The organism is Mesorhizobium helmanticense, assembly GCF_003034915.1.
Lineage (GTDB): Bacteria > Pseudomonadota > Alphaproteobacteria > Rhizobiales > Rhizobiaceae > Mesorhizobium > Mesorhizobium helmanticense.
Map to the genome: position 1 here is coordinate 43026 of NZ_PZJX01000058.1, position 23107 is coordinate 66132.

28 protein-coding genes, 1 other RNA gene and 1 pseudogene are annotated in these 23107 nt (G+C 62.6%); 13 read left to right on the forward strand and 17 right to left on the reverse strand.

The genetic code is table 11. From position 1 onward, the window contains the following. The first annotated feature begins 147 nt into the window (after window positions 1-147). Window positions 148-369 carry a 50S ribosomal protein L31 gene (gene rpmE / locus C9427_RS29960; RefSeq protein ID WP_077380693.1) on the forward strand — a complete coding sequence of 74 codons (222 nt, stop codon included), beginning with the start codon at window positions 148-150 and terminating at the stop codon, window positions 367-369. A 97-nt stretch (window positions 370-466) separates the two neighbouring features. Here the strand turns inward: rpmE and C9427_RS29965 are convergent, their stop codons facing one another. Beyond that, window positions 467-1102 carry a TetR/AcrR family transcriptional regulator gene (locus tag C9427_RS29965; RefSeq protein ID WP_107652639.1) on the reverse strand — a complete coding sequence of 212 codons (636 nt, stop codon included), beginning with the start codon at window positions 1100-1102 and terminating at the stop codon, window positions 467-469. Between the two features lie 106 nt (window positions 1103-1208). Here C9427_RS29965 and C9427_RS29970 point away from each other — a divergent pair, with 106 nt between their 5' ends. The 3 genes from C9427_RS29970 (at window position 1209) to C9427_RS34260 (ending at window position 2746) form a co-directional block, all read left to right on the forward strand. Then, window positions 1209-2039 carry an NAD(P)H-binding protein gene (locus tag C9427_RS29970; protein ID WP_107652640.1) on the forward strand — a complete coding sequence of 277 codons (831 nt, stop codon included), beginning with the start codon at window positions 1209-1211 and terminating at the stop codon, window positions 2037-2039. Between the two features lies 1 nt (window position 2040). Then, entirely contained in the window at window positions 2041-2520 is a 480-nt protein-coding gene (locus tag C9427_RS29975) for an anthrone oxygenase family protein (RefSeq protein WP_107652641.1), read from the forward strand. Between the two features lie 64 nt (window positions 2521-2584). Then, on the forward strand, window positions 2585-2746 hold the full coding sequence (locus C9427_RS34260) for a glycine zipper domain-containing protein (RefSeq protein ID WP_167434537.1): 162 nt from the start codon (window positions 2585-2587) through the stop codon (window positions 2744-2746). A 23-nt stretch (window positions 2747-2769) separates the two neighbouring features. On the opposite strand, the gene C9427_RS29980 is transcribed toward C9427_RS34260, so the two are convergent. The 3 genes from C9427_RS29980 to C9427_RS29990 all read right to left on the reverse strand — a co-directional run bounded on the left by C9427_RS29980 (window position 2770) and on the right by C9427_RS29990 (window position 4429). After that, complete coding sequence (locus C9427_RS29980) at window positions 2770-3066, reverse strand: Rdx family protein (protein WP_107652642.1); 297 nt, start codon at window positions 3064-3066, stop codon at window positions 2770-2772. A 54-nt stretch (window positions 3067-3120) separates the two neighbouring features. After that, a complete protein-coding gene (locus C9427_RS29985) occupies window positions 3121-3870 on the reverse strand; it encodes a YebC/PmpR family DNA-binding transcriptional regulator (RefSeq protein ID WP_107652643.1) in 750 nt (249 codons plus the stop codon). A 235-nt stretch (window positions 3871-4105) separates the two neighbouring features. Continuing rightward, window positions 4106-4429, reverse strand: coding sequence for an ArsR/SmtB family transcription factor (locus C9427_RS29990; protein WP_107652644.1), 324 nt, complete (start codon window positions 4427-4429; stop codon window positions 4106-4108). Window positions 4430-4480: 51 nt separating this feature from the next. On the opposite strand from C9427_RS29990, the gene C9427_RS29995 reads away from it, so the two are divergent. Genes C9427_RS29995 through C9427_RS30010 form a run of 4 tightly spaced genes read left to right on the forward strand, consistent with a single transcriptional unit; the run spans window position 4481 to window position 6377 of the window. Continuing rightward, complete coding sequence (locus tag C9427_RS29995; protein ID WP_107652645.1) at window positions 4481-4963, forward strand: SRPBCC domain-containing protein; 483 nt, start codon at window positions 4481-4483, stop codon at window positions 4961-4963. Between the two features lie 22 nt (window positions 4964-4985). Then, on the forward strand, window positions 4986-5378 hold the full coding sequence (locus tag C9427_RS30000) for a VOC family protein (protein WP_107652646.1): 393 nt from the start codon (window positions 4986-4988) through the stop codon (window positions 5376-5378). 52 nt (window positions 5379-5430) lie between these two features. Continuing rightward, a complete protein-coding gene (locus tag C9427_RS30005; RefSeq protein WP_107652647.1) occupies window positions 5431-5793 on the forward strand; it encodes a hypothetical protein in 363 nt (120 codons plus the stop codon). Between the two features lie 26 nt (window positions 5794-5819). Then, complete coding sequence (locus C9427_RS30010) at window positions 5820-6377, forward strand: SRPBCC family protein (RefSeq protein ID WP_245437217.1); 558 nt, start codon at window positions 5820-5822, stop codon at window positions 6375-6377. Here C9427_RS30010 and C9427_RS30015 read toward each other — a convergent pair. The 4 genes from C9427_RS30015 to ssrS all read right to left on the reverse strand — a co-directional run bounded on the left by C9427_RS30015 (window position 6325) and on the right by ssrS (window position 8900). Next, window positions 6325-7092, reverse strand: coding sequence for a TerC family protein (locus tag C9427_RS30015; RefSeq protein WP_107652648.1), 768 nt, complete (start codon window positions 7090-7092; stop codon window positions 6325-6327). The two genes, C9427_RS30010 and C9427_RS30015, sit on opposite strands and share 53 nt — an antisense overlap. 68 nt (window positions 7093-7160) lie before the next feature. Further along, a complete protein-coding gene (locus tag C9427_RS30020) occupies window positions 7161-7985 on the reverse strand; it encodes a TIGR00282 family metallophosphoesterase (protein WP_107652649.1) in 825 nt (274 codons plus the stop codon). Window positions 7986-8064: 79 nt separating this feature from the next. After that, window positions 8065-8652 (reverse strand): 5-formyltetrahydrofolate cyclo-ligase, encoded by a 588-nt coding sequence (locus C9427_RS30025; RefSeq protein ID WP_107652650.1) that lies wholly within the window; start codon window positions 8650-8652, stop codon window positions 8065-8067. Between the two features lie 92 nt (window positions 8653-8744). Further along, window positions 8745-8900, reverse strand: a non-coding RNA gene (ssrS, locus tag C9427_RS30030) — 6S RNA. Between the two features lie 172 nt (window positions 8901-9072). Between ssrS and C9427_RS30035 the strand changes: the two genes are divergently transcribed. From C9427_RS30035 to msrB, 5 genes are all read left to right on the forward strand, one after another. Further along, a complete protein-coding gene (locus C9427_RS30035) occupies window positions 9073-9912 on the forward strand; it encodes an AAA family ATPase (RefSeq protein ID WP_107652651.1) in 840 nt (279 codons plus the stop codon). Between the two features lie 80 nt (window positions 9913-9992). Further along, window positions 9993-10439 carry a GNAT family N-acetyltransferase gene (locus C9427_RS30040; protein ID WP_107652652.1) on the forward strand — a complete coding sequence of 149 codons (447 nt, stop codon included), beginning with the start codon at window positions 9993-9995 and terminating at the stop codon, window positions 10437-10439. A gap of 7 nt (window positions 10440-10446) precedes the next feature. Then, on the forward strand, window positions 10447-11637 hold the full coding sequence (locus C9427_RS30045; protein ID WP_107652653.1) for a vWA domain-containing protein: 1191 nt from the start codon (window positions 10447-10449) through the stop codon (window positions 11635-11637). Window positions 11638-11646: 9 nt separating this feature from the next. Next, complete coding sequence (locus C9427_RS30050) at window positions 11647-12459, forward strand: MBL fold metallo-hydrolase (RefSeq protein ID WP_107652654.1); 813 nt, start codon at window positions 11647-11649, stop codon at window positions 12457-12459. Between the two features lie 112 nt (window positions 12460-12571). Next, the gene (gene msrB / locus C9427_RS30055) at window positions 12572-12976 is read left to right on the forward strand and encodes a peptide-methionine (R)-S-oxide reductase MsrB (protein ID WP_107652655.1); all 405 of its coding nucleotides are present in this window, start codon (window positions 12572-12574) and stop codon (window positions 12974-12976) included. Between the two features lie 50 nt (window positions 12977-13026). Here the strand turns inward: msrB and C9427_RS30060 are convergent, their stop codons facing one another. The 9 genes and pseudogenes from C9427_RS30060 to livM form a co-directional block, all read right to left on the reverse strand. Beyond that, a complete protein-coding gene (locus C9427_RS30060; protein ID WP_107652656.1) occupies window positions 13027-13338 on the reverse strand; it encodes a hypothetical protein in 312 nt (103 codons plus the stop codon). A gap of 7 nt (window positions 13339-13345) precedes the next feature. Then, window positions 13346-13786 carry a hypothetical protein gene (locus tag C9427_RS30065; protein WP_107652657.1) on the reverse strand — a complete coding sequence of 147 codons (441 nt, stop codon included), beginning with the start codon at window positions 13784-13786 and terminating at the stop codon, window positions 13346-13348. Between the two features lie 50 nt (window positions 13787-13836). After that, a complete protein-coding gene (locus tag C9427_RS30070) occupies window positions 13837-14097 on the reverse strand; it encodes a DUF2312 domain-containing protein (RefSeq protein WP_097573600.1) in 261 nt (86 codons plus the stop codon). A gap of 181 nt (window positions 14098-14278) precedes the next feature. Continuing rightward, on the reverse strand, window positions 14279-17737 hold the full coding sequence (gene pyc, locus C9427_RS30075) for a pyruvate carboxylase (RefSeq protein ID WP_107652695.1): 3459 nt from the start codon (window positions 17735-17737) through the stop codon (window positions 14279-14281). A 173-nt stretch (window positions 17738-17910) separates the two neighbouring features. After that, complete coding sequence (locus tag C9427_RS30080; RefSeq protein WP_107652658.1) at window positions 17911-19029, reverse strand: branched-chain amino acid ABC transporter substrate-binding protein; 1119 nt, start codon at window positions 19027-19029, stop codon at window positions 17911-17913. Between the two features lie 139 nt (window positions 19030-19168). Next, on the reverse strand, window positions 19169-19516 hold the full coding sequence (locus C9427_RS30085; RefSeq protein ID WP_107652659.1) for a DUF6867 family protein: 348 nt from the start codon (window positions 19514-19516) through the stop codon (window positions 19169-19171). Between the two features lie 18 nt (window positions 19517-19534). Continuing rightward, window positions 19535-20263, reverse strand: a complete 729-nt coding sequence (locus C9427_RS30090; RefSeq protein ID WP_107652660.1) for an ABC transporter ATP-binding protein — start codon at window positions 20261-20263, stop codon at window positions 19535-19537. Beyond that, window positions 20263-21813 carry an ATP-binding cassette domain-containing protein gene (locus C9427_RS30095; protein WP_107652661.1) on the reverse strand — a complete coding sequence of 517 codons (1551 nt, stop codon included), beginning with the start codon at window positions 21811-21813 and terminating at the stop codon, window positions 20263-20265. Before C9427_RS30095 ends, C9427_RS30090 begins: the two co-directional genes overlap by 1 nt. Beyond that, window positions 21813-22898: pseudogene (livM, locus tag C9427_RS30100) on the reverse strand (high-affinity branched-chain amino acid ABC transporter permease LivM); the annotation flags it as partial. The gene C9427_RS30095 and the pseudogene livM, both read right to left, overlap by 1 nt. Between the last annotated feature and the right edge of the window lie 209 nt (window positions 22899-23107).

A 23107-nucleotide genomic window follows, 5' to 3' on the forward strand; every position in this document is an offset into this window, starting at 1 on the left:
TCAATTCCGGCTGATGTATAGGCTCGCCGACCGTTTTAGAAGCCGCGGCTCCTCAATAGCTGCGGCTTCGAGTTTTAAAAAGGGGCGCATCGACGCAGGCCATAGGCCCGTCACAGCGCCGGCAAGCCAGAGCTCAGGAACAGAACCATGAAGACCGATATCCATCCCGACTACCACGCCATCAAGGTCGTCATGACCGACGGCACAGAATACATGACCCGTTCGACCTGGGGCAAGGAAGGCGATACGATGAACCTCGATATCGACCCGACCACCCATCCGGCCTGGACCGGCGGCCAGCAGACCCTGCTCGACCGTGGCGGCCGCCTGTCGAAGTTCAAGAAGCGTTTCGAAGGTTTCGGCCTCTAAAGCCCTCTTGGCTTTGTCGCAGATCAAAACCCGCCCTTGAGGCGGGTTTTTTGTTGCTGCCCGCCGAGTAGCAACCAGCATTGCGGACATCGGCTGCCTACTGGTCAAGCAACTCCCGCAGCGCCATACGCTTGTAGGCGGCGACTAGCCTGTCGCCTTCCTCTCGCCCGACCGAGATTGCTAAGCGCATCGCCGCCTCTCCCATCTGCCAGACCAGAAACGCCGTCGTTTCCAGCGCCGCCGGATCGGCGGCGGGCCGCAGCCGCTTCAGCACCGCGGTGAGAAATTCGGCATTGGCCCGGCTGTCGGCGAGTTCGAGCTCGCGCAGCGCCTTGTCGGCCTGCGTGCCCGACCAGATGTCGCGCATGACAGGCTCCGCCAGGAACAGCCGGTAATAGATATCGACCAGCTCCGAAAATGCTTGGCCCAGGCCCTCGGCATCACTGACATCCGCCAGCGCGGCTGAAATGCAGGCCTGGCTTTCGGCGGTGTAACGCTCGGCCAATGCCCAGACGATCGCCCGCTTGTCGGGAAAAAACTGGTAGAGCGAGCCGATCGACACCCCAGCCCGTTCCGCTACCTCGCCCATGCGCATGGCGTCGCTGCCTTGCTCGGCGATCAGCGCCGATGCGGCGGCCAGCATGCGCTCGACCCGCTCGCGGCTGCGCTGCTGGCTGGGCGCCCGGCGCGGCGAGGCGATCTGTCCATCCTGCGAACCAACTCTGCCTTCCATGAACGTCTCCCGGACTCAACAAACGGCTTGACTCGCAAAATACGAGGGTTTATCACGTTTTGCAAATGTGAGGATTATTCATATTTTGAAACGGAGGACAGCCACAATGAATGATGCAAGCAAACCGACCTTGATCCTCGGCGGCACCGGCAAGACCGGCCGCCGGCTGGCGGAACGATTGACGGCGCAAGGCCTGCCGGTGCGGATCGGCTCGCGCTCGGCCGCGTTAGCCTTCGACTGGCAGGACAAGACGACCTGGGCTCCGGCGCTCGCTGGCGTCGGCGCCGTCTACATCAGCTACTATCCCGATCTGGCGGTGCCGGGCGCGGCCGAAGCGGTCGGCGCCTTCGCCGAACTTGCAGTGGAACGCGGTGTCACCCGGCTGGTGCTGCTGTCAGGGCGCGGCGAAACGGAAGCACAGCGCGCCGAAGAGATGCTGAAGGCGTCTGGCGCCGACTGGACGATCCTGCGCTGCGCCTGGTTTTCCCAGAACTTCAGCGAAGGCTTCCTTGTCGAGTCCTTGCTCGAAGGCGAGGTGGCGTTGCCGATCGGCAATGTCGGCGAGCCGTTCGTCGATGCCGACGATATCGCCGAGGCAGCTTTTGTCGTGCTGACCCAGCCGGGCCATGTCGGCCAACTCTATGAACTGACCGGACCGCGGCTCATGAGCTTCGCCGATGCGGTCGCCGAGATCGGCAGGGCCGCCGGGCGCAGCATTCGCTACATCAGGATTTCGCATGCCGAGTTCACAGCCGCGGTGGCAACCCAGCAACTACCGGCCGAGTTCGTCTGGCTCATCAACGAGCTGTTCACCGAGGTGCTCGACGGTCGCAACGAGTCGCTGACCGATGGCGTCCAGCGCGTGCTCGGCCGCGCGCCAAAAGACTTTTCCGCCTATGCAACCGAAACCGCCGCTTCTGGCATCTGGAGCAACTGACATGATCATGAAACTGCTTCCCACCCTCACCTTCATCGCCGCGCTCGGCTCGGGCATCGTCGCTGGCGTTTTCTTCGCCTTTTCCAGCTTCGTCATGCCGGGCCTCGCCCGCATGCCTGCCGCGGGCGGCATCGCCGCCATGAATTCGATCAACGTCACTGCGGTGACGCCGATGTTCATGACCGCGCTTTTCGGCACCGGGCTGGTCTGCCTCGTCCTCGCGGTTGGCGCCGTCATCGGCTGGAGCCAGCCGGGTTCGTTCTGGCTGCTCGCCGGCGCCCTGATCTACCTCGTCGGCAACCTGGTCGTGACCATGGTCTTCAACGTGCCGCTCAACAACGCGCTCGCCGCCGTCGATCCGGTCAGCGCCAGCGGCGCCACTGTCTGGACCACCTATCTCAGGGACTGGGTGATGTGGAACCACGTCCGCACCATTACCGCTATCGCCGCGCTGGCATCCTTCTGGTTCGCCGCACGTTGAAATGTCTCGGGCCGCTGCGCCCGGCCCGCCTGGAGGCATTTACAGCATCGTGCGGAGAAGAACCTTGAAGGATCAATATTCGAACATGGCCTTCGGCATGGCGATCGGGGTCGGTCTCGGGGTCGCCTTTGGTGTTGCGATGGACGACATATCGGCCGGCATCGGCATGGGCATTGCCATCGGTGCCGGCATTGGTGCGTTTTTCGGACAGCGGCGTGGAAAGTGATCTTTTCGCGTTGCGCGTAGAGCTCAGCTCTTCGCCTTACGGTCGGCATGGCCGAGATCCCGGTCGGGATCGATCACATCGCGGACCAATTGCTTGAGCCTAGCCGCATCGGGAAAGCCGCCGTCGCGTTTGCGGTCCCAGATGAGTGTGTCGTTGCAGGAAATGGTGAAGATGCCACCGGTGCCGGGCACCAGCGTCACCTCGCCGAGATCCGGGCCGAAAGTAGAGAGCAATTCCTGCGCCATCCAGCCGGCACGCAGCAGCCACAGGCACTGCGTGCAATAGGTGATGCGGATGATGGGCAGCGGCTTTTCCGTCATGTCAGTCCGCTCATGTCAGATTGAGCTCCGCTCATATCTCAGGCAGGGCTCCGCTCATGCCGCGCTGAGCTTGGCCATGGTCTCGTCGTCGACCTCGAAATTGGCGTAGACGCTCTGCACGTCGTCATCGTCCTCGAGCGTGGCGACCAGCTTCATCAGCGACTGCGCCCGCTCTTCGTCGACCGGAATGTTGTTCTGCGGCCGCCAGATCGGCTTGACCGATTCCGCCTCGCCGAGCGTGCCTTCCAGCGCCTTCGACACTTCGCCGAGATTTTCGAAGGCGCAATAGATGGTGTGGCCTTCCTCGTCCGACTGGACGTCGTCGGCGCCGGCCTCGATCGCGGCATCCATCACCTTCTCGGCGCTGCCCGCCGAGGCCGGATAGTAGATCTCGCCGACGCGGTCCCACATGAACGACACCGAGCCGGTTTCGCCCATCGCCCCGCCGGCCTTGGTGAAGGCGGCGCGCACATTGGAGGCCGAGCGGTTGCGGTTGTCGGTCAGCGCCTCGACGATCAGCGCCACGCCGCCCGGCCCATAGCCCTCGTAGCGCACGGCTTCATAATTCTCGGCATCGCCCATCGAGGCCTTGTTGATGGCGCGCTGGATGTTGTCCTTCGGCATCGACACCGCCTTGGCGTTCTGCACGGCAAGGCGCAGGCGCGGGTTCATCGAAGGATCGGGCGTGCCCGTCTTGGCCGCGACAGTGATTTCGCGCGCCAGCTTGGAAAACATTTTCGACCGCACCGCATCCTGGCGGCCCTTGCGGTGCATGATGTTCTTGAACTGTGAATGGCCAGCCATGGCACCCCTGTCGTCTTCGGCTAGAGCATTTGCACCAGGTGGATTCACCCGGCGTTTTCGCAAAAAAATGCTCGAATTCAAATTCAGAACGTCCCTGATGGTCCGTATGGACGCACGGCGCTCTCTGTCGGAATGGCCGGCTTATAGATAAATCGGCTCAATTCGTCCAGCCGCGCCATGCGATGCGTGCACAGAGGCTCCGCGGAGCGGAACCCTGACGGATCGCCGCAGCAGCTCACCCCTCGAGATCGGACCTCAGCCGGTCGATGATGCTGATCGCGTGGCCGGCATATTGGCTGATCCAGCGGTCGTGGATCTGCTTGATCGGCAGCGCGTTGAGATGGTTCCAGCGCTCGCGCCCCTGGCGCTTTGCCACGATCAGCTCGGCCTCTTCCAGCACCTTCAAATGCAGCATGACGGTGCAGCGGTCCATGTCGGCAAAGGCCGCGCAGAGCATGCCCGTGGTTTTCGGCTCATCCCTCAATTCGTCCAGCAATTCACGCCGGCGCGGATGCGCCAGCGCCTTGAAAACATTGTCGTCTTGCGATCGGCTTGACATGTTATGTTTATATAACATATCCTTGAGCCAATCAAGGAAGGAGCTGTGGATATGACTCTTGGATTCAAGGTTTCCGGACGCATCGGCAAGCCGGTCGCCGAAGTCTTCGACGCGGTCGTCAATCCCAGGAAGCTCAGCGGCTATTTCACCACCATCGGCGGCGCCAGCGCGCCGCTGGTGGCGGGTGCCGGCGTCGTCTGGTGGGGCAAGGTCCCGGTCGAGGTCGACGAGGTGGAGAAGGATCGCCGCATCGTGCTGCGCTGGGACGCCACCGATGCCGACGGCAAGCCGGCCTACAAGACGCGCATCGAGATGAATTTCGAGCCGCTGGACGACGGCGGCACCTTCGTGACCATCGCCGAGACCGGTTGGCGCGAGGACGCCGTCGGCCTGAAGAAATCCTACCTCAATTGCGAGGGCTGGTCGCAGATGCTGGCCTGCATGAAGGCCTATGTCGAACACGGCATCAACCTGCGCGACGGCTACTATCGCAGCGAGATGAGGGGCGAGCCGGCCAACGAGACCAATATTTGAGCGACCGTAAGGGAGGTCCGCGATGAGAAAAGTAACGCCATTCCTGATGTTCGAGGGTAGGGCCGAGGAGGCAATGGCTCTCTATTGCGAGACCATTCCCGACAGCAGCATCCTTGAAGTCACACGCTACGGCCCCGGCGAAGACGGCCCGGAAGGAACGGTGAAGCTGGCGCGCTTGTCCATTGGCGGCCTGGACGTGATGGTCTTCAACAGCCCCGTCCACCATGCCTTCACGTTCACGCCGTCGGTCTCGCTCTATGTGGACTGTTCTTCCGAGGAGGAACTGAACCGCATTGTCGAGACGCTGGTGAAGGACGGCGGGTTCCTAATGCCGCCCGACAATTACGGCTTCAGCTGCCGTTTCGCATGGCTGAACGACAGGTTCGGGGTCTCCTGGCAGATCAATCTGGCATAGCGAGGTCAGCGCCGGGCCAACCACAACAACTAAGCCGACAACGGAGCCAGCAATGACCGCGAAAATCACCGGTGGCATCAACATCGCCATGAAAGTGCCCCCGCACCAATACCAGGACACGATCGCCTTCTACCGCGATGTCGTCGGCCTGAAGCCGTTCACCGCCAAGGCGCCGGCAATCGGTTTCGAGCTTGGTCCCAACCGCCTGTGGATCGATGAAGCGCCGATGCTGAGCCAGGCCGAGGTCTGGCTGGAGCTGTTCACCGACGATTTTCCGGCCGCCGCCGATCATTTCTCCAAGGCCCGCGTCGTGCGTTGCGACGCTATCGAGCCTTTGGGCGAGCGCTTCCGCGGCGGCTGGATCAGCAATCCGGCCAATATCATCCACATGGTGCGCGAGCCCGACGCCTGGTGAGTGCCAAAGCCTGGAAGGAGCATTCCATGGAGATCCGCGAAAACCCGACAGCCGAAGCCGGCATGCTGATCCGCCGGCCGGTCGCAGAAGTGTTCGAAGCCATCGTCGATCCGGCCATCACCACGAAATTCTGGTTCACGCACGGCAGCGGCCGGCTGGACAGCGGCAGGCAGATCCGCTGGGAGTGGCGCATGTACGACGTCTCGGCGACGGTCGATGTCAGCGAGATCGTCAAGGACAAGAAGATCGTCATGCAGTGGAGCGGGCCGCCGACCACCGTGGTCTGGACCTTCACCGAAATGCCTGGGAGTGCCACCTTTATCGAGGTCCGCAATTTCGGCTTTGCCGGCAATGGCGACGAGCAGGTGAAAGAGGCCATCGGTTCAACCGGCGGCTTCACGCTCGTGCTGGCCGGAGCCAAGGCATGGCTGGAGCAAGGCCTGACGCTTGGCCTGATCGGCGACCGCCACCCGAAGGGTGTGCCGGCGAGTTGGAAAGCGCTCCGTCTTACTCCGAAGAAGCGCCTTGAGCTCAATGCCCGCCGCCGGACTTTGCCTTCTTCCGTTGCCTCGACAGCATATTGAGCCCCTCGACCAAGGCCGAAAAACCCATGGCCGCGTAGATGTAGCCCTTCGGTACGTGGTAGCCCATGCCGTCGGCGATCAGCGTCATGCCGATCATCAACAGGAAGCCCAGCGCCAGCATGACGATGCTCGGGTTCTTGGCGATGAAATCGGCGAGCGGCCCTGCCGCCAGCATCATCACGGTGACCGCCACGATCACGGCGATGTACATGATGGCGATCTCATCGGTCATGCCGACCGCGGTGATGATCGAATCGATCGAGAAGACGAGATCGAGCAGCAGTATCTGGAAGATGGCGCCGGCGAGCGAAATCTGCAGCGTCTCGCCCATCATTGAATCCTTGTGATCGTCCGGATCGACCGTGTGGTGGATTTCCTTGGTCGCCTTCCAGACCAGGAACAGGCCGCCGGCGATCAGGATCAGGTCGCGCCAAGAGAAGCCATGGTCAAAGGCGGTGAACACCGGCGTGGTCAGTTGGACGATGATCGAGATGGTGGCCAGCAGCACCAGGCGCATGATCAGCGCGGCGGAAATGCCGAGCCGGCGGGCGCGGGCTCTTTGTGCCTCCGGCAATTTGTTGGTGAGGATCGAGATGAAGATCAGATTGTCGATGCCGAGCACGATCTCCAGCACCACCAGCGTCAGCAGCGCGACCCACGCGGTCGGATCGGAAACAAAGGCGAAGTGCGGCGCCAGGAATTCGATGAGCTGCATGGAGGTCGTCCCCTACGATCTAGAGCAGTGTCGCCGGCAGTTAGGTATTGCAGGCGTTTATATCAATGTCACGACCAGAAGGATGGCGCGGTTTCTTCCAGCCGCGGTCCGCGGCGAAACGGCGCGATCTTCTCCGTCAGGCCGGTGCGGTCGGAAATCTCGGCACCGACGCCGCACAATGTCGCCGGTCCCGTCGCCGCCTCGAAGCGGCCTTTCGGCACCTTCGACAGAAACCGGTTGAGCGGCTCCTCCTTGTCCATGCCGAGCGAGGAATCATAGTCGCCGCACATGCCGGCATCGGACATATAGCCGGTGCCGCCACTGAGGATCTGGTGGTCGCCGGTCGGCATATGTGTGTGGGTGCCGACGACCAGGCTGGCGCGACCGTCGACGAAATGCGCAAAGCACATTTTTTCCGAGGTCGCCTCGGCATGGAAGTCTATAACGACAACATCGGCCTGCTCGCCAAGCGGGCAGGCCGCCAGTTCGCGCTCGCCGGCCTGGAACGGATCGTCGAGTTCGGGGTGCATGAACACCCGGCCCATGATGTTGGCGACCAAAACGCGCGCGCCGTTCCTGGCGATGTAGACGCCGGAGCCGCGCCCGGGCGTGCCCTTGGGAAAATTCGATGGGCGCAAAAAGCGTTCCTCGCGCGGCGCGAAGATCAGCGCATCGCGCTGGTCCCAGACATGATTGCCGGTGGTGACGACATCTGCGCCTGCGGCAATCGTCTCGCGAAAGATCTCCTCGGTGATGCCGAAGCCGCCGGCGGCGTTCTCGCCATTGACGATGACGAAGTCGAGCTTGAAATCCGAGATCAGGCCGGGCAATTGTTCCCAAACCGCCGTGCGTCCCGTCTTGCCGACCATGTCACCGAGGAAGAGAAGTCTCATCTAAGCATGATCCCGAACCGAAGGTCAGTGCAGCCAAAGTTGCATGACTTTCCCGAAGATCATGCGCCCAGGAAACTATCTACAATTGTGGCGCGAACTGACGCAACCCGCTCTCGGTCAGTATTTCCGGGATGATCACGTCATGGTCTTCATCGGGGACCAGCGCCACTTCCTGGCAATCGAAGGCGATGCCGATCAGCCGGGGCGTCATTCCTTTGTCGACCAGCCTGGCGATGGCGCGGTCGTAATAGCCGGCACCGTAGCCGATGCGATGGCCGCGCGCGTCGAAGGCGGCGAGCGGCACCAGCATCACCGAGGGATCGAGCACCGCGGCCTCCTCATGCGGCCCGACGGTTCCGAAACCCATCTCGACCATCGGCACGCCGCGCACCAGTTCGCGAAAGACGATGGTGGTCTTGTCGAGTATGGCCGGCAGGCAGAGCCTTGCGCCCTTCTCGCGCAGGGCGAACATCAGCGGCCGGACATCGACCTCCGAGCGCATCGGCCAGAAGCCGGAGACGACCTGGCCCGGTTCGACCTCGAGGTGATCCCGCGCCGTCTCGGCCATTTCAAGCGCTACTTCCACCCGCCAGAATTCGTCGAGCGCATCGCGGCGCCCGAGCGCTTCCTTGCGCAGCTGTTTTTTCAGTTCTTTTGATGAGGTCATGCGCCGACGGTAGAAAAGGCCAGATCTGGTTGAAGCTTTGGGAGCGACGTTTTCCACCGCATGATCCACCAAAATGGATCCTTTGCGTCGAGTGACGATCCACACAACCGGTGGAGAAGTCGATCCCGGGTGCCTACAAAGTAGGTGGGCGCCGTGTGAGAAAACCCACGGGTCTTCCCAGGGACAGCTCCCTAAGGATCGTTAAGGCCCCGGGGAAAAGTGTCTCCTGCCGGGAAGCGCAGACCGTCAACCTCAATATAGGCCGATGGCAGCCTGAGCGCCAGAGAACGGCAGGGCAATTCGCTGCAAATCCCTGGCTGACAGGCAGCATCGCCACGAAGTTCCGCCATGCGCTTGGCCGCAGTGCTTGCGCTGGCCAGGTCGTCTCCTTACGGTCGCCGGAAAAACCGAGGAGCAGAGATGCGTTTTGAAGGCACGGCGGCCTATGTCGCCGACAAGGATCTGATGGTGGCAGTCAATGCGGCGATCGCGCTGGAGCGGCCCTTGCTGGTCAAGGGCGAGCCCGGCACCGGCAAGACCGAACTTGCCCGCCAGGTGGCGGCAGCACTCGGCCTCGACCTGATCGAATGGCACGTCAAATCGACGACGCGGGCGCAGCAGGGACTCTACGAATATGATGCCGTCTCGCGGCTGCGCGACAGCCAGCTCGGCGATATCAGATTCAACGACATCAGGAACTACATCAAGCGCGGCAAGCTCTGGGAAGCCTTCGCCGCTGGCAAGAAGGTCGTGCTTCTGATCGACGAAATCGACAAGGCCGACATCGAATTTCCCAATGACCTGCTTCAGGAACTCGATCGGATGGAGTTCTTCGTCTACGAGACCGGCGAGACCATCCGCGCGGCAGTCAGGCCGATCGTCATCATCACCTCCAACAATGAGAAGGAGTTGCCTGACGCCTTCCTGCGCCGCTGCTTCTTCCACTATATCCGCTTCCCCGATGTGGACACGCTGCACAGGATCGTCGACGTCCACTATCCCGGCATCAAGCAGAACCTGGTGCGCGCCGCGCTGACCCAGTTCTATGAGATCCGTGAAGTGCCGGGCCTGAAGAAGAAGCCGTCGACCTCCGAAGCGCTCGACTGGATAAGGCTGCTTGTCGCCGACGACATCGCGCCGGAGGATCTGCGTGGCGATCCGAAGAACGCGCTGCCCAAGCTGCACGGCGCATTGCTGAAGAACGAACAGGACGTGCATCTGTTCGAGCGGCTGGCCTTCATGGCGCGACGGCAGCAGTAGCGGTTTCTCCGGCTGTGGACCGTTGCAGCAGAGCAAACGGAAAGGCAGCTTCGGGCCTGAACTTCGCAGGAGAAAGAGAAATGACCGAGACCACCGTCCGCCCCTTGGCGCAATCCGACCATGCCGACTGGCAGCGCCTGTGGACAGCCTACCTCACCTTTTACGAAACCAAGCTGCCGGAAGAGGTCTATGCCGTCACCTGGAAGCGGCTGTTCACGGCGGGCGAGTTCGAGCCGAAGGGTTTCATCGCCACCCTTGACGGCAAGGCGGTGGGTTTGACCCACTATCTCTACCATCGCTCCTGCTGGTCCGAAAAAAACAACTGTTACCTGCAGGACCTGTTCGCCGACCCCGAGGTGCGCGGCAAGGGTGTGGGTGCTGCGCTCATCGAAGCGGTCAAGCAGGAAGCCGGCAAGATCGGCGTCAAGAATGTCTACTGGATGACCCACGAGACCAACGCCACGGCACGCAAGCTCTACGACTATGTGGCGCGGCGGACCGGCTTCATCGAGTACGATCTGCTGTAGATAGACCATGTTCATCCCCTTCTTCCTCGAACTGAAGGCCGCACGCATTCCCGTCTCGCTCAGGGAATATCTGTCGCTGCTGGAAGGGCTGGAGGCCGGGCTGGTCGACTATGACGTCGAGGGTTTTTATTACCTCGCCCGCGCAGCACTGGTGAAGGACGAGCGCCACATCGACCGCTTCGACCAGGTCTTCGCGCACATCTTCAAGGGGGTCGAGGCGCTGGCCGGCGAAAACGCGGTCGACGTCGCCAACATCCCCGAGGAATGGCTGCGCCGGCTTGCCGAAAAGCACCTGACCGACGAGGAGAAAAAGCTGGTCGAGGCGCTGGGCGGCTTCGACAAGCTGATGGATACATTGAAGCAGCGCCTGGAGGAACAGAAGGGCCGCCACCAGGGCGGTTCGAAATGGATCGGCACCGGCGGCACCTCGCCCTTCGGCGCCTATGGCTACAACCCCGAAGGCGTGCGCATCGGCCAGCACGAAAGCCGCCACCGCCGCGCGGTCAAAGTCTGGGACAAGCGCGAGTTCAAAAACTTCGACGATGCCGTCGAACTTGGCACCCGCAACATCAAGATCGCGTTGAAGCGACTGCGCCGCTGGGTGCGCGAGGGTGCGGAGGAGGAGTTCGACCTGCCCGGCACCATCCATGCCACCGCTGAGCACGGCTATCTCGACGTCAGGACGCGGCCCGAGCGGCGCAATGCGGTGAAGCTGCTGATGTTCTTCGATGTCGGTGGCTCGATGGATGACCACATCAGGAGCGTCGAGGAATTGTTTTCGGCCGCCCGCGCCGAATTCCGCCAGCTCGAATATTTCTACTTCCACAACTGCCTCTATGAGGGCGTGTGGAAGGACAATCGCCGCCGTCATGCCGAGACAATTCCGACCTTCGATCTCATCCACAAATACGGGCCGGACTACAAGGTGATCGTCGTCGGTGACGCCTCGATGAGCCCTTACGAGATCGCCCATCCCGGCGGCTCGGTTGAGCACTGGAACCCCGAGGCCGGCGCCATCTGGCTCGGCCGGCTGCTGCAGCAATGGCCGAATGCGGTATGGCTCAACCCGGAAAGCCAGAAGAACTGGGGTTACACCCACTCGATCGCCATGATCCGCGACATCTTCGGCGGCCGCATGTTTCCGCTGACGCTTTCCGGGCTCGAAGCCGCCACGAAGCAGCTTTCACGCAAGCATTGAGCAATTCCCATGACTGGTGCGACGACGACCTGTTTCCTCTGCCTGCAATGCGGCGTCCAGTTCGCCCCCAGCGAAGCGCCGCCGGAATGTTGTCCCGTGTGTGAGGACGAGCGGCAATATGTGCGCTGGGAAGGCCAGGCCTGGATCACGCCGGAAGTGCTCGCGGCGGGGCATCGGCTCGTAATGAAGGACGACGCCGGCGTGCTCGCCTTCGGCATCGAGCCACGCTTTGCCATCGGCCAGCGGGCGCTTCTGGTCGAAACGCCGCACGGCAATGTGCTGTGGGACTGCATCTCGATGGTCAGCGATGAGGCGGTGGCCGAGATCAACCGGCGAGGCGGCCTTGCCGCGATCGCCATCTCGCACTGCCACTTCTATTCGGCGATGGTCGAGTGGAGCGACGCCTTTGGCGGCGTGCCGATCTATCTGCACGCCGATGACCGCAAATGGATCATGCGGCCACATCCGGCGATCATCGCTTGGGAGGGCGAAACGCGGGCCATAAACCCTTCGCTGACGCTTATCCGCTGCGGCGGCCATTTTGCCGGCAGCCAGGTGCTGCACTGGAAGCGCGACGATGGCAACGCCATGCTGACCGGCGATACGGTGCAGGTGGCGCCGACGCGCCGCCATGTCAGTTTCATGTACAGCTACCCGAACCAGATTCCGCTCAATGCGGCGGCCGTGTCCCGCATTGCAGCGGCGCTGGAACCGTTCAAGTTCGACCATATCTATGGCGCATGGTGGAACCAGAACGTCATCGGCGACGCAAGGACAGCATTCAAGGCATCCGTCGCGCGCTACCTCGCGGCGATCGCCTGAGCAAACCTATGCGGGATGATCGAAAATGCGGGCAAACGCCGTAACAAATGCCTATCTTCATCCGAATATGACTTGCAACCAAGAACGAGCCGCCAAGGCTGAGGAGATTTCAATGGACACCCACGCCTATCCCGTTACCCGTACCGATGCCGAGTGGCGCACCCGGCTCACACCGGAGCAATATGCGGTCATGCGCGGCCATGGCACCGAGCGGCCGGGAAGCTGCGCCCTGCTCTACGAGAAGCGCGCCGGCACCTTTTCCTGCGTCGGCTGCGACCAGCCGCTGTTCGAATCCAAGCTGAAGTTCGAGAGCGGCACCGGCTGGCCGAGCTTCAACGATCCGGTGCCCGGTTCGGTCGAGACCACGACCGACCGCAGCTACGGCATGGTCCGCACCGAATGCCACTGCGCCCGCTGCGGCAGCCATCTCGGCCACGTCTTCGAGGACGGCCCGCCGCCGACCGGCCTGCGCTACTGCATCAACGGCGTGGCGCTGAAATTCGAGCCGGCCGCCTGAACCGCGTTTCGATCGTCACCTTTGCAAAGGGCGGCTTCGGCCGCCCTTTTTCATGCCACCACCACCAGGATCAGCCACAGCACGGCACCGATCATCATCAGCGAGGCCTTGAAGCCGCCGGACCTTTCCGCGCTTCGCCAGACGGCGAGGGTGAGAAAGATGTTGTAGGGCACCGGCGCGAAATGCACGGCCAGAACCAGTGCCAGCGGCAGCTTCAGCCCGAGCAGGATCAACGCCAGCACCGACGCTGCAACGTTGATGGCCGTGCCGACGACAACTAGGTCGCGCCAGAACAACCTGTCGAGCGGCGCCGGGCCATGCCAGCGTGAGCGGAAGAACGATCTGACGCCCTCTGGGAACACCGGCGATCTATCCCTCTCCCAGAACCTCGATCACGGCGCGTTCGACGCGCGAAGCCTCCGTCACCAGCCAGTCGGCCATCGCCGGCCAATTGTCCTCGGCAAAGCAGTTCACCCGCCACATCGAATTGATGCCGAGGCCCTGGCAACTCTGTTCCGGCCTGAGCTTCAACCTGTCTTCGATCGCCGGCTGGAAGGGCTTCAACCGCGACCAGGCGTCCGTGGCACCGAACTTCTCGTTGCGGCCGAAGAAGACCCCGACATGGTTCTGCGCCGGCGCGACATACATGGAAAGAACCAACGCGAAGTCGGGCAGCCCGCGCTGCCAGAACCAGGGTCCGCGCCGCGCCATCAGGGCTCTTTCTTCCGGATGCCGTTCCGCGAACAGCTCCCAGAAGCCGCGTTGGCGGAATTCAGAGGCGCGGCGGGCGCCAAAGTCGAATTCGCTCATGGTTCGACCCGTTGAGGGCGCCGCAACCGGCGCCCAGGCTGTTGCCAGCCTTACACCATGCCGAGTGCGGCCTTGTACAGGTCGAGGATGGTTTCCTCTTCCTGACGCTCCGCCTGATCCTTCTTGCGCAGCCGGATGATCGACCGCATTGCCTTGGTGTCGAAGCCGGTGCCCTTGGCCTCGGCGAACACTTCCTTGATGTCGTCGGAAATGGTCTTCTTTTCTTCCTCGAGCCGCTCGATGCGCTCGATGAAGGCGCGCAACTGGCCGGCGGCAACAGTCTGGCTGGTCTCGGTGATGTCGTCGGCCATTTTCTCTCCGCTTCGTTTTTCATGCCGCGACTCGGATGAACAGGCGGCAAATTTGAGCGGGTTCGATGCCCGACCGCGCGCGGCGGGTCAAGCCGTTATCGATGTGGCAGGAGGGGTTAGGCACACCCCAAGGTGTGTTGAGATTGAGGGCAGATCAGCATCACCTGAATATCAACGCACCTTACCCGAAGGCGATCAGCAGATCCTTCGCATCGATCTGATCGCCGGCCTTGACCAGCACTTCAGCGATCGTACCGTCGCGCTCGGCATGCAGCGCCGTCTCCATCTTCATCGCCTCGATCGACAGAAGCACATCGCCGGCCTTGACCGCCTGGCCGGCGGTGACCGCAAGTGCGGAGACGACGCCCGGCATCGGCGCGCCGACATGCGCCTCGTTGCCGGGCTCTGCCTTGCGCCGCGCCTTGGCCGCGGAGGCGCCATGCGCGCGGTCCGGCACCTTGACGCGACGCGGCTGACCGTTGAGCTCGAAGAACACGGTGACCATGCCCTTTTCGTCGACGTCGCCGATGGCGAGGCACCGCACCACAAGTGTCTTACCCTTTTCGATGTCGACGAAGATCTCATCCTCCGGCTTCATGCCATAGAAATAGGTCGGCGTCGGCAGCACGCTGACCGGCCCGTAGGTTTCCTGCGCGGCGGCGAAGTCGGTGAAGACTTTCGGATACATCAGCCAAGAGGCGAATTCATATTCTGAGAGCTTGCGCTCGAGTTTTTCCTCGATCTCCTTGCGGCTCGCCTTGAGGTTGGCCGCTTTCAGAAGCGAGCCCGGCCGCGCCGTGATCGGCTTGTCACCTTTCAGCACCTTCTTCTGCAGTTTCTCGGGCCAGCCGCCGGGCGACTGGCCGAGATCGCCGCGCAGCATCGAGACGACCGAATCCGGGAAGGCGATATCCTTGTTCGGGTTTTCGACATCGGCGACGGTCAGGTCCTGGCTCACCATCATCAGCGCCATGTCGCCGACGACCTTGGAAGACGGCGTCACCTTGACGATGTCGCCGAACATCAGATTGACGTCGTGATAGGTCTGCGCCACCTCGTGCCAGCGCGTCTCCAGCCCAAGCGAGCGCGCCTGTTCCTTGAGGTTGGTGAACTGCCCACCCGGCATCTCGTGCAGATAGACTTCCGACGCCGGTCCCTTCAAATCGCTCTCGAACGCGGCATACTGGTTGCGCACCGCTTCCCAGTAGAACGAGATCTTGCGGATCCATTGCGGGTCGAGGCCGGGATCCCGCTCGGTGCCCTTCAGCGCCTCGACGATCGAGCCAAGGCAAGGCTGCGAGGTGTTGCCCGAGAAGGAGTCCATCGCCGCGTCGATGGCGTCGACGCCACTCTCCACCGCCGCCAGCACCGTCGCCGCCGACAGGCCCGACGTGTCGTGCGTATGGAAATGGATTGGCAAATCCGTCTCATCGCGCAGCGCCTTGAACAGCGCGCGGGCAGCACTCGGCTTGAGCAAACCAGCCATGTCCTTGACCGCGATGATATGGGCGCCTGCCGCTTGCAGCTCCTTGGCCAGCCCGACATAGTATTTTAGGTCGTACTTGGCCCGCGCCGGATCGAGTATGTCGCCGGTGTAGCAGATCGCCGCCTCTATCAGTTTGCCCTCGGCGCCAACCGCGTCCATGGCGACGCGCATGTTGTCGACCCAGTTCAGGCAATCGAACACTCGGAACAGATCGATGCCGCCGGCAGCGGCCTGTTTGACGAAATGCTGGACGACATTGTCGGGATAGTTGGTGTAGCCGACGCCGTTGGCGCCGCGCAAAAGCATTTGCAGCAACAGATTGGGCGCGGCGTCACGCACCAGCGACAGCCGCTCCCACGGATCCTCGGTGAGGAAGCGCATGGCGACGTCGAACGTCGCGCCGCCCCAGCATTCGAGCGACAAAAGCTGCGGCAGAGCGCGCGCATAGGTGCTGGCAATGCCGGCGATGTCATAAGTGCGCACGCGCGTCGCAAGCAGGGATTGGTGCCCGTCGCGCATCGTCGTGTCGGTGACCAACACCTCTTTCTGCGCGCGCATCCAGGCCGCGAATTTCTCCGGCCCGAGCGCGTCGAGCTTCTGCTTGCTGCCGCCGGGCACGTTGCCGTTGAGGTAAGGCACAACGGGTGCCGCCGCATCGGCCTTCGGCTGCGGCCGGCCGCGCGTTTCGGGATGGCCGTTGACCGAGACGTCGGCCAGATAGTTGATGAGTTTGGTCGCGCGGTCCTGCCGCTTCACGCTGGCAAACAGTTCCGGCGTCGTGTCGATGAACTTGGTCGTATAGGAATTGTCGGCGAAGCTCGGGTGATTGATGATCGCTTCGAGAAAGGTAAGGTTGGTGGCTACGCCGCGGATGCGAAACTCGCGCAGCGCCCGGTTCATGCGGGCAATGGTCTCGGCCGGCGTCGGCGCCCACGCCGTCACCTTCTCCAGCAGCGGATCATAGAAGCGGGTAATCACCGCGCCCGAATAGGCGGTGCCGCCATCGAGGCGGATGCCGAAGCCCGTCGCGCCGCGATAGGCGGTGATGCGGCCATAGTCCGGGATGAAATTATGCTCGGGATCTTCGGTGGTGATGCGGCACTGCAATGCATGGCCGTTCAGCCGGATGTCCTTCTGCGCCGGCACGCCCGATTCAGCCGTGCCGATGGCGAAGCCGTCGAGGATGTGGATCTGCGCCTTGACGATGTCGATGCCGGTCACCTGCTCGGTGACGGTGTGCTCGACCTGGATGCGCGGATTGACCTCGATGAAATAGAATTTGCCGCTGTCGGCATCCTGCAGGAATTCGACCGTGCCGGCGCCGACATAGCTTGTCTCGCGGGCGATCTTCAGCGCGTAGCCGCAAAGCTCCTCGCGCAGAGACTGCTCGAGATAAGGCGCCGGCGCCCGCTCGACCACCTTCTGGTTGCGGCGCTGGATGGAACAGTCGCGCTCGAACAGATGCACGGCATTGCCATGTGTGTCGCCAAGCACCTGCACCTCGACATGGCGGGCGCGTTCGATCAGCTTTTCGAGATAGACCTCGTCCTTGCCGAACGCGGCTTTAGCCTCACGCTTGCCTTCCGTGACTTCCCGGGCAAGGTCGGCCTCGGAGCGAATGGCGCGCATGCCGCGCCCGCCGCCGCCCCAGGATGCCTTCAGCATCACCGGGTAGCCGACCTCCTTGGCCAGTTTCTTGACCGCCTCCATGTCGTCGGGCAACGGATCGGTAGCAGGGATCACCGGCACGCCGACCTCGATCGCCAGATTGCGCGCCGCGACCTTGTTGCCGAGCCGGCGCATCGTCTCCGGCCTGGGGCCGATGAAAACGATGCCGGCTTGGGCGCAGGCTTCGGCGAATTCAGGGCTTTCCGACAAAAGCCCATAGCCCGGATGGATGGCGTCGGCGCCCGAAAGCCTGGCGACACGGATCACTTCCTCGATCGACAGATAGCTTTCGATCGGCCCCATGTCCCGGTTGAGGTGCGGCCCGCGTCCGACCTGATAGCTTTCGTCGGCCTTGAAGCGGTGCAGCGAGTATTTGTCCTCTTCGGCCCAGATCGCCACGGTCTTGAGGCCGAGCTCGTTGGCCGCGCGAAAGACGCGGATGGCGATTTCGGACCGGTTGGCGACAAGGATCTTCGTGATTGCCAAGGACAAGGCTCCGGATATGGAGGGATGGGGCTGAGGCAATGATTAGCGTGAAAATGCTGCAGTGCAAACAAAATCGCACGACATCTAAACCGATTTAAATTGATTGTTTGCGCCATCAACGAAAAATGCCCGGCGCGAGGCGCCGGGCATTCGAATTGTCGTCGCCGACAGGCTTACATCTTCTGGATGTAGGTGTACTTGCCGTCGTCGCCCTTCTTCCATTCGTACATGACGTAGCCGGGCAGCGTCGGATCGCCCTTCGCGTCATAGGAAAGGTCGCCCAGCACGGTCTTGAACGGGCCCTTTTCGTGAAGCGCCTTGGCGACTTCCTGCGGATCGTTCGACTTGGCGGCCGTGGCGGCTGCGGCAATCGCTTGCGTCGCGGCATAGGAGTAGAGCGTGTATGCCTCGGGCTCGAAGCCCTGGGCGCGGAACTTCTCGACGAGTTCCTTGTTGGCTGGGATCAGGCGCGGATCCGGGCCGAACGTGTTCAGCGTACCCGCGACCGCGTCGCCGGCGATCGAGGCCAGCTCGTTCGACACGATGCCGTCGCCGGAGACCAGCGTTGCCTTGAGGCCCTGGTCAGCCGCCTGGCGGATGATCAGGCCGGCTTCGGTGTGCAGGCCGCCCCAATAGATGATGGAAACGCCGGCTTCCTTCATCTTGGCGATCAGCGCCGAGAAGTCCTTGTCGCCGACATTGACGCCTTCGTACATGACTTCCGTCAGGCCGGCTGCGTTCATCGCCTTCTTGGTTTCATCGGCAAGGCCCTGTCCATAGGTCGTCTTGTCGTGGATAACCGCGATCTTGGCGTCCTTGAAGTTCGTGGCGAGGTAAGCACCAGCGATGCTGCCCTGCTGGTCGTCGCGTCCGCAGGTGCGGAACGTGTTCCACAGGCCACGCTCGGTGAACTGCGGGTTGGTCGCGGCCGGCGTGATTTCGAGGATGCCGTTTTCGGCATAGACTTCCGACGCCGGGATCGAGACGCCCGAGTTGAAGTGGCCGACCACGAACTTGACGCCGTCGCCGACGAACTTGTTGGCGACCGAGATGCCCTGCTTCGGATCGGAGACGTCGTCGCCGATCGAAAGCTTGATCTGCTCGCCATTGATGCCGCCGGCCGCATTGATGTCGGCGACAGCCGCTTCGGCGCCCTTCTGCAATTGCGCACCGAAGGCGGCGTTCGGACCGGTGATCGGACCGGCGACGCCGATCAGTACGTCAGCCCACGCGCTGCCGCCGAACGCGACAAGCGCGGTCAGGGCGACGGCGGACAAAAGTGATTTTCTCATGTAAAACGCTCCCATTTACGGAGTGGGCGTGAATGATGCTTTCATGCGATGCCCACTCTTACTCGCAGAAAGCGTACTTTGCCGATTTTCAGGCACTTGTCACGCCGATTCATTTTCGAAACGGCGTTAATGATGAACGTCAACCTTTTGGTTTCCAGCTCAAAAGCGATGCTCTTTCGTAGAGCCAATTATACTGTGTCACCATCTGATTGGTGCGCGTGTATTGATAGCCGATGAAGCCCAATATCATCAGCACGATAGTGTCGACGACATAGTAATGCAGCGAGAACATCGTGCCGTTGAACAGCGCGTGATGGATGAACCTTACAGCGAGGCCGAGGCCAAGCAGGTAGGCGAACAGCTGGAGGAAGCTGCGCCATGTCTGGGCGCTGGCCTTGCCCGTCATCCATGCCGCCCAGCCGCCGAGCAGGCAGGTGACGAAGAAGAACTGCCAGATCGAGGGTTCCTCGTAGAGAATGCCCTGCATCACTTAAGACTCCTGAACTCAGTGGTGGCCGCCTTCGAGATAGGCGGCGCGCACTTCCGGATTGGCGAGCAGCTCCTTGCCGGTGCCGCTCATCGTCACATTGCCGTTGACCATGACATAGCCGCGCGTGGCGAGCTTCAGCGCGCCGAACGCATTCTGCTCGACCAGGAACACGGTCAGCCCCTGCGTACGGTTCAGCTCGCGGATGGCGTCGAAGATCTGCTTGACGATCAGCGGCGCCAGACCGAGCGACGGCTCGTCGAGCAGGAGCAGCTTCGGCCGCGCCATCAGCGCGCGCGCGATCGACAGCATCTGCTGCTCGCCGCCCGACAGCGTGCCGCCGCGCTGGGCGATGCGTTCCTTCAGCCGCGGGAACAGCGTGAACACCTTCTCGACGTCCTCGTCATAGTGCTTGAGGTTGTCGAGGCTGGCGCCCATCTGCAGATTTTCCATCACCGTCATGCGCGGGAAGATGCGCCGGCCCTCCGGCGACTGGGCGATACGCATGCGCGCGATCTCGTGGGTCGGCAACTGGGTGATGTCGGTGCCGGCGAAGGTGATCGTGCCCGCGCGGGCCCGTGGCGCACCGAAAATGGTCATCATCAGCGTCGACTTGCCGGCGCCGTTGGCGCCGATCAGCGCCACGATCTCGCCTTGCTTGACGGTGACATCGACACCGTTCAGCGCCCGGATGTTGCCGTAGTAGGTCTGCACGCCCTTGATATCGAGCAGCGTTGTCCCGGCCATCACTTGCGCCCTCCGCGCTTGCCCGCCGCGGGCTTGGCAGCAGTCTTCCCGGAAACTGCTCTTGCAGTCTTCCCGGAAACTGCTTTAGCTGTCTTCCCTGAGGGGTGGCTCGTTTCCACCTTGCCCGCATCGACGCGGCGCGAGAATCCCGTGTCCTTGCCCTGGCTGAGGAGCTTGGCCTGCTCCACCCATTCCTCGCGCGCGATGCGCCCGTCGAAGGCAAGATAGGCTTCGGCCGCCTCGACATCGGACTTCTTCCATGCCGCGATCTGGTCGAAGTGGAAGATGCCGTGCTGGTTGAGCTTCTGCTCGTTGACCGTGCCTATGCCCTTGATGCGGGTCAGATTGTCGGCCGTGCCGCCGCGGGGCGCCGCGAGCCGGTTCGAAATCCCTGATGTCTTCGGCGTCGCCGGCGCCTTGGCGGACGACTTTGCCGGGGGTCTCGCGGCGGAAGATTTTGCGGTTGGTTTGGTTGCCGGAACAGCGGCCAGCGAGGTGGGCTGGCTTGCCGCCTTCGCGCGGGCGTCGAACTGGCCGGCCTTGGAGGCGCCTTTCGACACCATGATGCGTTCGCCCTCGCTGTGGCCGACGGTGTCGGTCACCGGCCCGGCGAGATAGGAAGACGATGTGCCCGGGCCATGCGCCGAGTCCGGACCGATATCCAGCTGCTCGATCACGTCCTCGTCGCCGACCTCGGTCAGCACCGTCTCGACCTCCTCGTCGTCGACGCCGAGATAGGCGGCGATGACGCGCGGGTCGGTGCGCACCGACTGCGGATTGCCGTCGGAGATCTTGCGCCCATATTCGAGCACCACGACGTGGTCGGAAATCTGCATCACCACCGACATGTCGTGCTCGATCAAAAGGATCGAGGTGCCTGACGTGTTCTTGATGTCCATCAACAAAGCGTTGAGCGCCAGCGATTCCTTCGGGTTGAGGCCGGCGGCCGGCTCGTCGAGACAGAGCAGCTCCGGCCCTGTGCACATGGCCCGCGCGATCTCCAGGCGCCTCTGCGCGCCATAGGGCAGGTCGCCGGCCGGATCGTCGGCGCGGTCGACCAGATCGGCCTTCTCCAGCCAGTGCTTGGCGAGATCGATCGATTCGGCCGATGCCTTGCGATAGCCACTGAAGCCGAACAGGCCGAGCACCGTATAGCCCGACGCCTTCATCAGCTTGTTGTGCTGGGCGACCAGAAGGTTCTCCAAAAGCGTCATGCCCGAGAACAGGCGGATGTTCTGGAAAGTGCGCGCCACCTTGGCGCGCGCCGGGATCTCATGGTTCGGCAGGCGTTCGAGCAGATAGGTGCTTCCATCCTGCCGGTTGAGCGTGATCATGCCTTCCGACGGTTTGTAGAAACCGGTGATGCAGTTGAACACCGTGGTCTTGCCGGCGCCGTTCGGCCCGATCAGCGCCGTGATCTCGCCGCGCCGAGCCTGGAAGGAGAGGTCGCCGATGGCGACCAGGCCGCCGAACTTCATCGACAGATGCTCGACCTGCAGGATGGCGTCGTTCGTGCCCGGATTGGCTTTCTGAATCGAGCTCGCACTCATCAGCCGTGACCCTCCTTGGTGAAGGAGCTGGAAACAGCTCTTCGTTCCTTCAGGAAGGCGGTCGGCTCGCGGCTGCCGACGAAGCCGCGCGGCTTCCACAGCATGACGATGACCATGGCCATGCCGAACAGCAGCATGCGGTAGAGTTCCGGCGTGAAGTCGGGACCGAAGACCTGCTTGAGGAAATCGAGTTCACGCAGCACCTCGGTGCCGCCGATCATCACCATGGCGGCGACGGCGATGCCGACCAGCGAGCCCATGCCGCCCAGCACGACGATGGCAAGGATGATCGCCGATTCCAGGAAGATGAAGGATTCGGGGCTGACGAAACCTTGCCGCGCCGCGAAGAACGAGCCGGCGAAGCCGCCGAACATGGCGCCGGTGGCAAAGGCGGTCAATTTGGTGGTGGTGGTGTTGATGCCGAGCGAGCGGCAGGCGATCTCGTCCTCGCGCAGCGCTTCCCAGGCCCGGCCGACCGGCATGCGCCGCAGCCTGATGGTGACGAAGGCGGTGAGCAGGCAAAGCCCGAGGATCAGATAGTAGAGGAAGATCTTGTAGTAGGCGCTCGACGTGGCGATGTTCAGCACCTTGGCGATATAGTTCGGGTCCGAGACGTTGAACGTCATCAGGCCGAAGAAGGTGACCTTGGGAATGCCGGAAATGCCGGCCGAGCCATTGGTGACCTCACGCCAGTTGATCAGCACCAGGCGGATGATCTCGCCGAAGGCGAGTGTGACGATCGCCAGATAGTCGCCGCGCAGGCGCAGCACCGGAAAGCCGAGCAGCACGCCCCAGAAGGCGGCCATGGCGCCGGCGGCCGGCAGCAGGATCCAGAACGACAGGCCATATTGCGTGCCGAGCAGCGCATAGGCATAGGCGCCGACCGCGTAGAAGGCGACATAGCCGAGGTCGAGCAGGCCGGCGAGGCCGACCACGATGTTCAGTCCCCAGGCCAGCATCACATAGATCAGGATCTGGATGCCGAAATTATCGACCCATTTCAGCGAGCCCTGGAAACCGGCCGCCATCGACCCGCCGTAGAGAGCAAGCGACAGCACGACGATGATCGGGTAGAGCGCCAGCGCGGCGACGCCGAGTGCCGAGAAATGGGCATGGATGAAGGCCCGGAAATAAAACAGTACCGAGGCCAGGGCGTAGATGATCGCCAGCGCCCGCACGAACCGTGCATAGCCGGCAAGACCCGGTCCCAGCAGCCCGTCAAGCGAACTGGCCAGGACAAGCAGCAGGGCCGCGATGACGATGGCCGCGATGAAATAGGGCAGCCGGAAGAACC

What these genes read in the sequence shown, in the direction of transcription:
- rpmE (WP_077380693.1), top strand. Translation starts at nt 148, where the DNA reads ATGAAGACCGATATCCATCCCGACTACCACGCCATCAAGGTCGTCATG.
- C9427_RS29965 (WP_107652639.1), bottom strand. Translation starts at nt 1,102, where the DNA reads ATGGAAGGCAGAGTTGGTTCGCAGGATGGACAGATCGCCTCGCCGCGC.
- C9427_RS29970 (WP_107652640.1), top strand. Translation starts at nt 1,209, where the DNA reads ATGAATGATGCAAGCAAACCGACCTTGATCCTCGGCGGCACCGGCAAG.
- C9427_RS29975 (WP_107652641.1), top strand. Translation starts at nt 2,041, where the DNA reads ATGATCATGAAACTGCTTCCCACCCTCACCTTCATCGCCGCGCTCGGC.
- C9427_RS29980 (WP_107652642.1), bottom strand. Translation starts at nt 3,066, where the DNA reads ATGACGGAAAAGCCGCTGCCCATCATCCGCATCACCTATTGCACGCAG.
- C9427_RS29985 (WP_107652643.1), bottom strand. Translation starts at nt 3,870, where the DNA reads ATGGCTGGCCATTCACAGTTCAAGAACATCATGCACCGCAAGGGCCGC.
- C9427_RS29990 (WP_107652644.1), bottom strand. Translation starts at nt 4,429, where the DNA reads ATGTCAAGCCGATCGCAAGACGACAATGTTTTCAAGGCGCTGGCGCAT.
- C9427_RS29995 (WP_107652645.1), top strand. Translation starts at nt 4,481, where the DNA reads ATGACTCTTGGATTCAAGGTTTCCGGACGCATCGGCAAGCCGGTCGCC.
- C9427_RS30000 (WP_107652646.1), top strand. Translation starts at nt 4,986, where the DNA reads ATGAGAAAAGTAACGCCATTCCTGATGTTCGAGGGTAGGGCCGAGGAG.
- C9427_RS30005 (WP_107652647.1), top strand. Translation starts at nt 5,431, where the DNA reads ATGACCGCGAAAATCACCGGTGGCATCAACATCGCCATGAAAGTGCCC.
- C9427_RS30010 (WP_245437217.1), top strand. Translation starts at nt 5,820, where the DNA reads ATGGAGATCCGCGAAAACCCGACAGCCGAAGCCGGCATGCTGATCCGC.
- C9427_RS30015 (WP_107652648.1), bottom strand. Translation starts at nt 7,092, where the DNA reads ATGCAGCTCATCGAATTCCTGGCGCCGCACTTCGCCTTTGTTTCCGAT.
- C9427_RS30020 (WP_107652649.1), bottom strand. Translation starts at nt 7,985, where the DNA reads ATGAGACTTCTCTTCCTCGGTGACATGGTCGGCAAGACGGGACGCACG.
- C9427_RS30025 (WP_107652650.1), bottom strand. Translation starts at nt 8,652, where the DNA reads ATGACCTCATCAAAAGAACTGAAAAAACAGCTGCGCAAGGAAGCGCTC.
- C9427_RS30035 (WP_107652651.1), top strand. Translation starts at nt 9,073, where the DNA reads ATGCGTTTTGAAGGCACGGCGGCCTATGTCGCCGACAAGGATCTGATG.
- C9427_RS30040 (WP_107652652.1), top strand. Translation starts at nt 9,993, where the DNA reads ATGACCGAGACCACCGTCCGCCCCTTGGCGCAATCCGACCATGCCGAC.
- C9427_RS30045 (WP_107652653.1), top strand. Translation starts at nt 10,447, where the DNA reads ATGTTCATCCCCTTCTTCCTCGAACTGAAGGCCGCACGCATTCCCGTC.
- C9427_RS30050 (WP_107652654.1), top strand. Translation starts at nt 11,647, where the DNA reads ATGACTGGTGCGACGACGACCTGTTTCCTCTGCCTGCAATGCGGCGTC.
- msrB (WP_107652655.1), top strand. Translation starts at nt 12,572, where the DNA reads ATGGACACCCACGCCTATCCCGTTACCCGTACCGATGCCGAGTGGCGC.
- C9427_RS30065 (WP_107652657.1), bottom strand. Translation starts at nt 13,786, where the DNA reads ATGAGCGAATTCGACTTTGGCGCCCGCCGCGCCTCTGAATTCCGCCAA.
- C9427_RS30070 (WP_097573600.1), bottom strand. Translation starts at nt 14,097, where the DNA reads ATGGCCGACGACATCACCGAGACCAGCCAGACTGTTGCCGCCGGCCAG.
- C9427_RS30080 (WP_107652658.1), bottom strand. Translation starts at nt 19,029, where the DNA reads ATGAGAAAATCACTTTTGTCCGCCGTCGCCCTGACCGCGCTTGTCGCG.
- C9427_RS30085 (WP_107652659.1), bottom strand. Translation starts at nt 19,516, where the DNA reads ATGCAGGGCATTCTCTACGAGGAACCCTCGATCTGGCAGTTCTTCTTC.
- C9427_RS30090 (WP_107652660.1), bottom strand. Translation starts at nt 20,263, where the DNA reads ATGGCCGGGACAACGCTGCTCGATATCAAGGGCGTGCAGACCTACTAC.
- C9427_RS30095 (WP_107652661.1), bottom strand. Translation starts at nt 21,813, where the DNA reads ATGAGTGCGAGCTCGATTCAGAAAGCCAATCCGGGCACGAACGACGCC.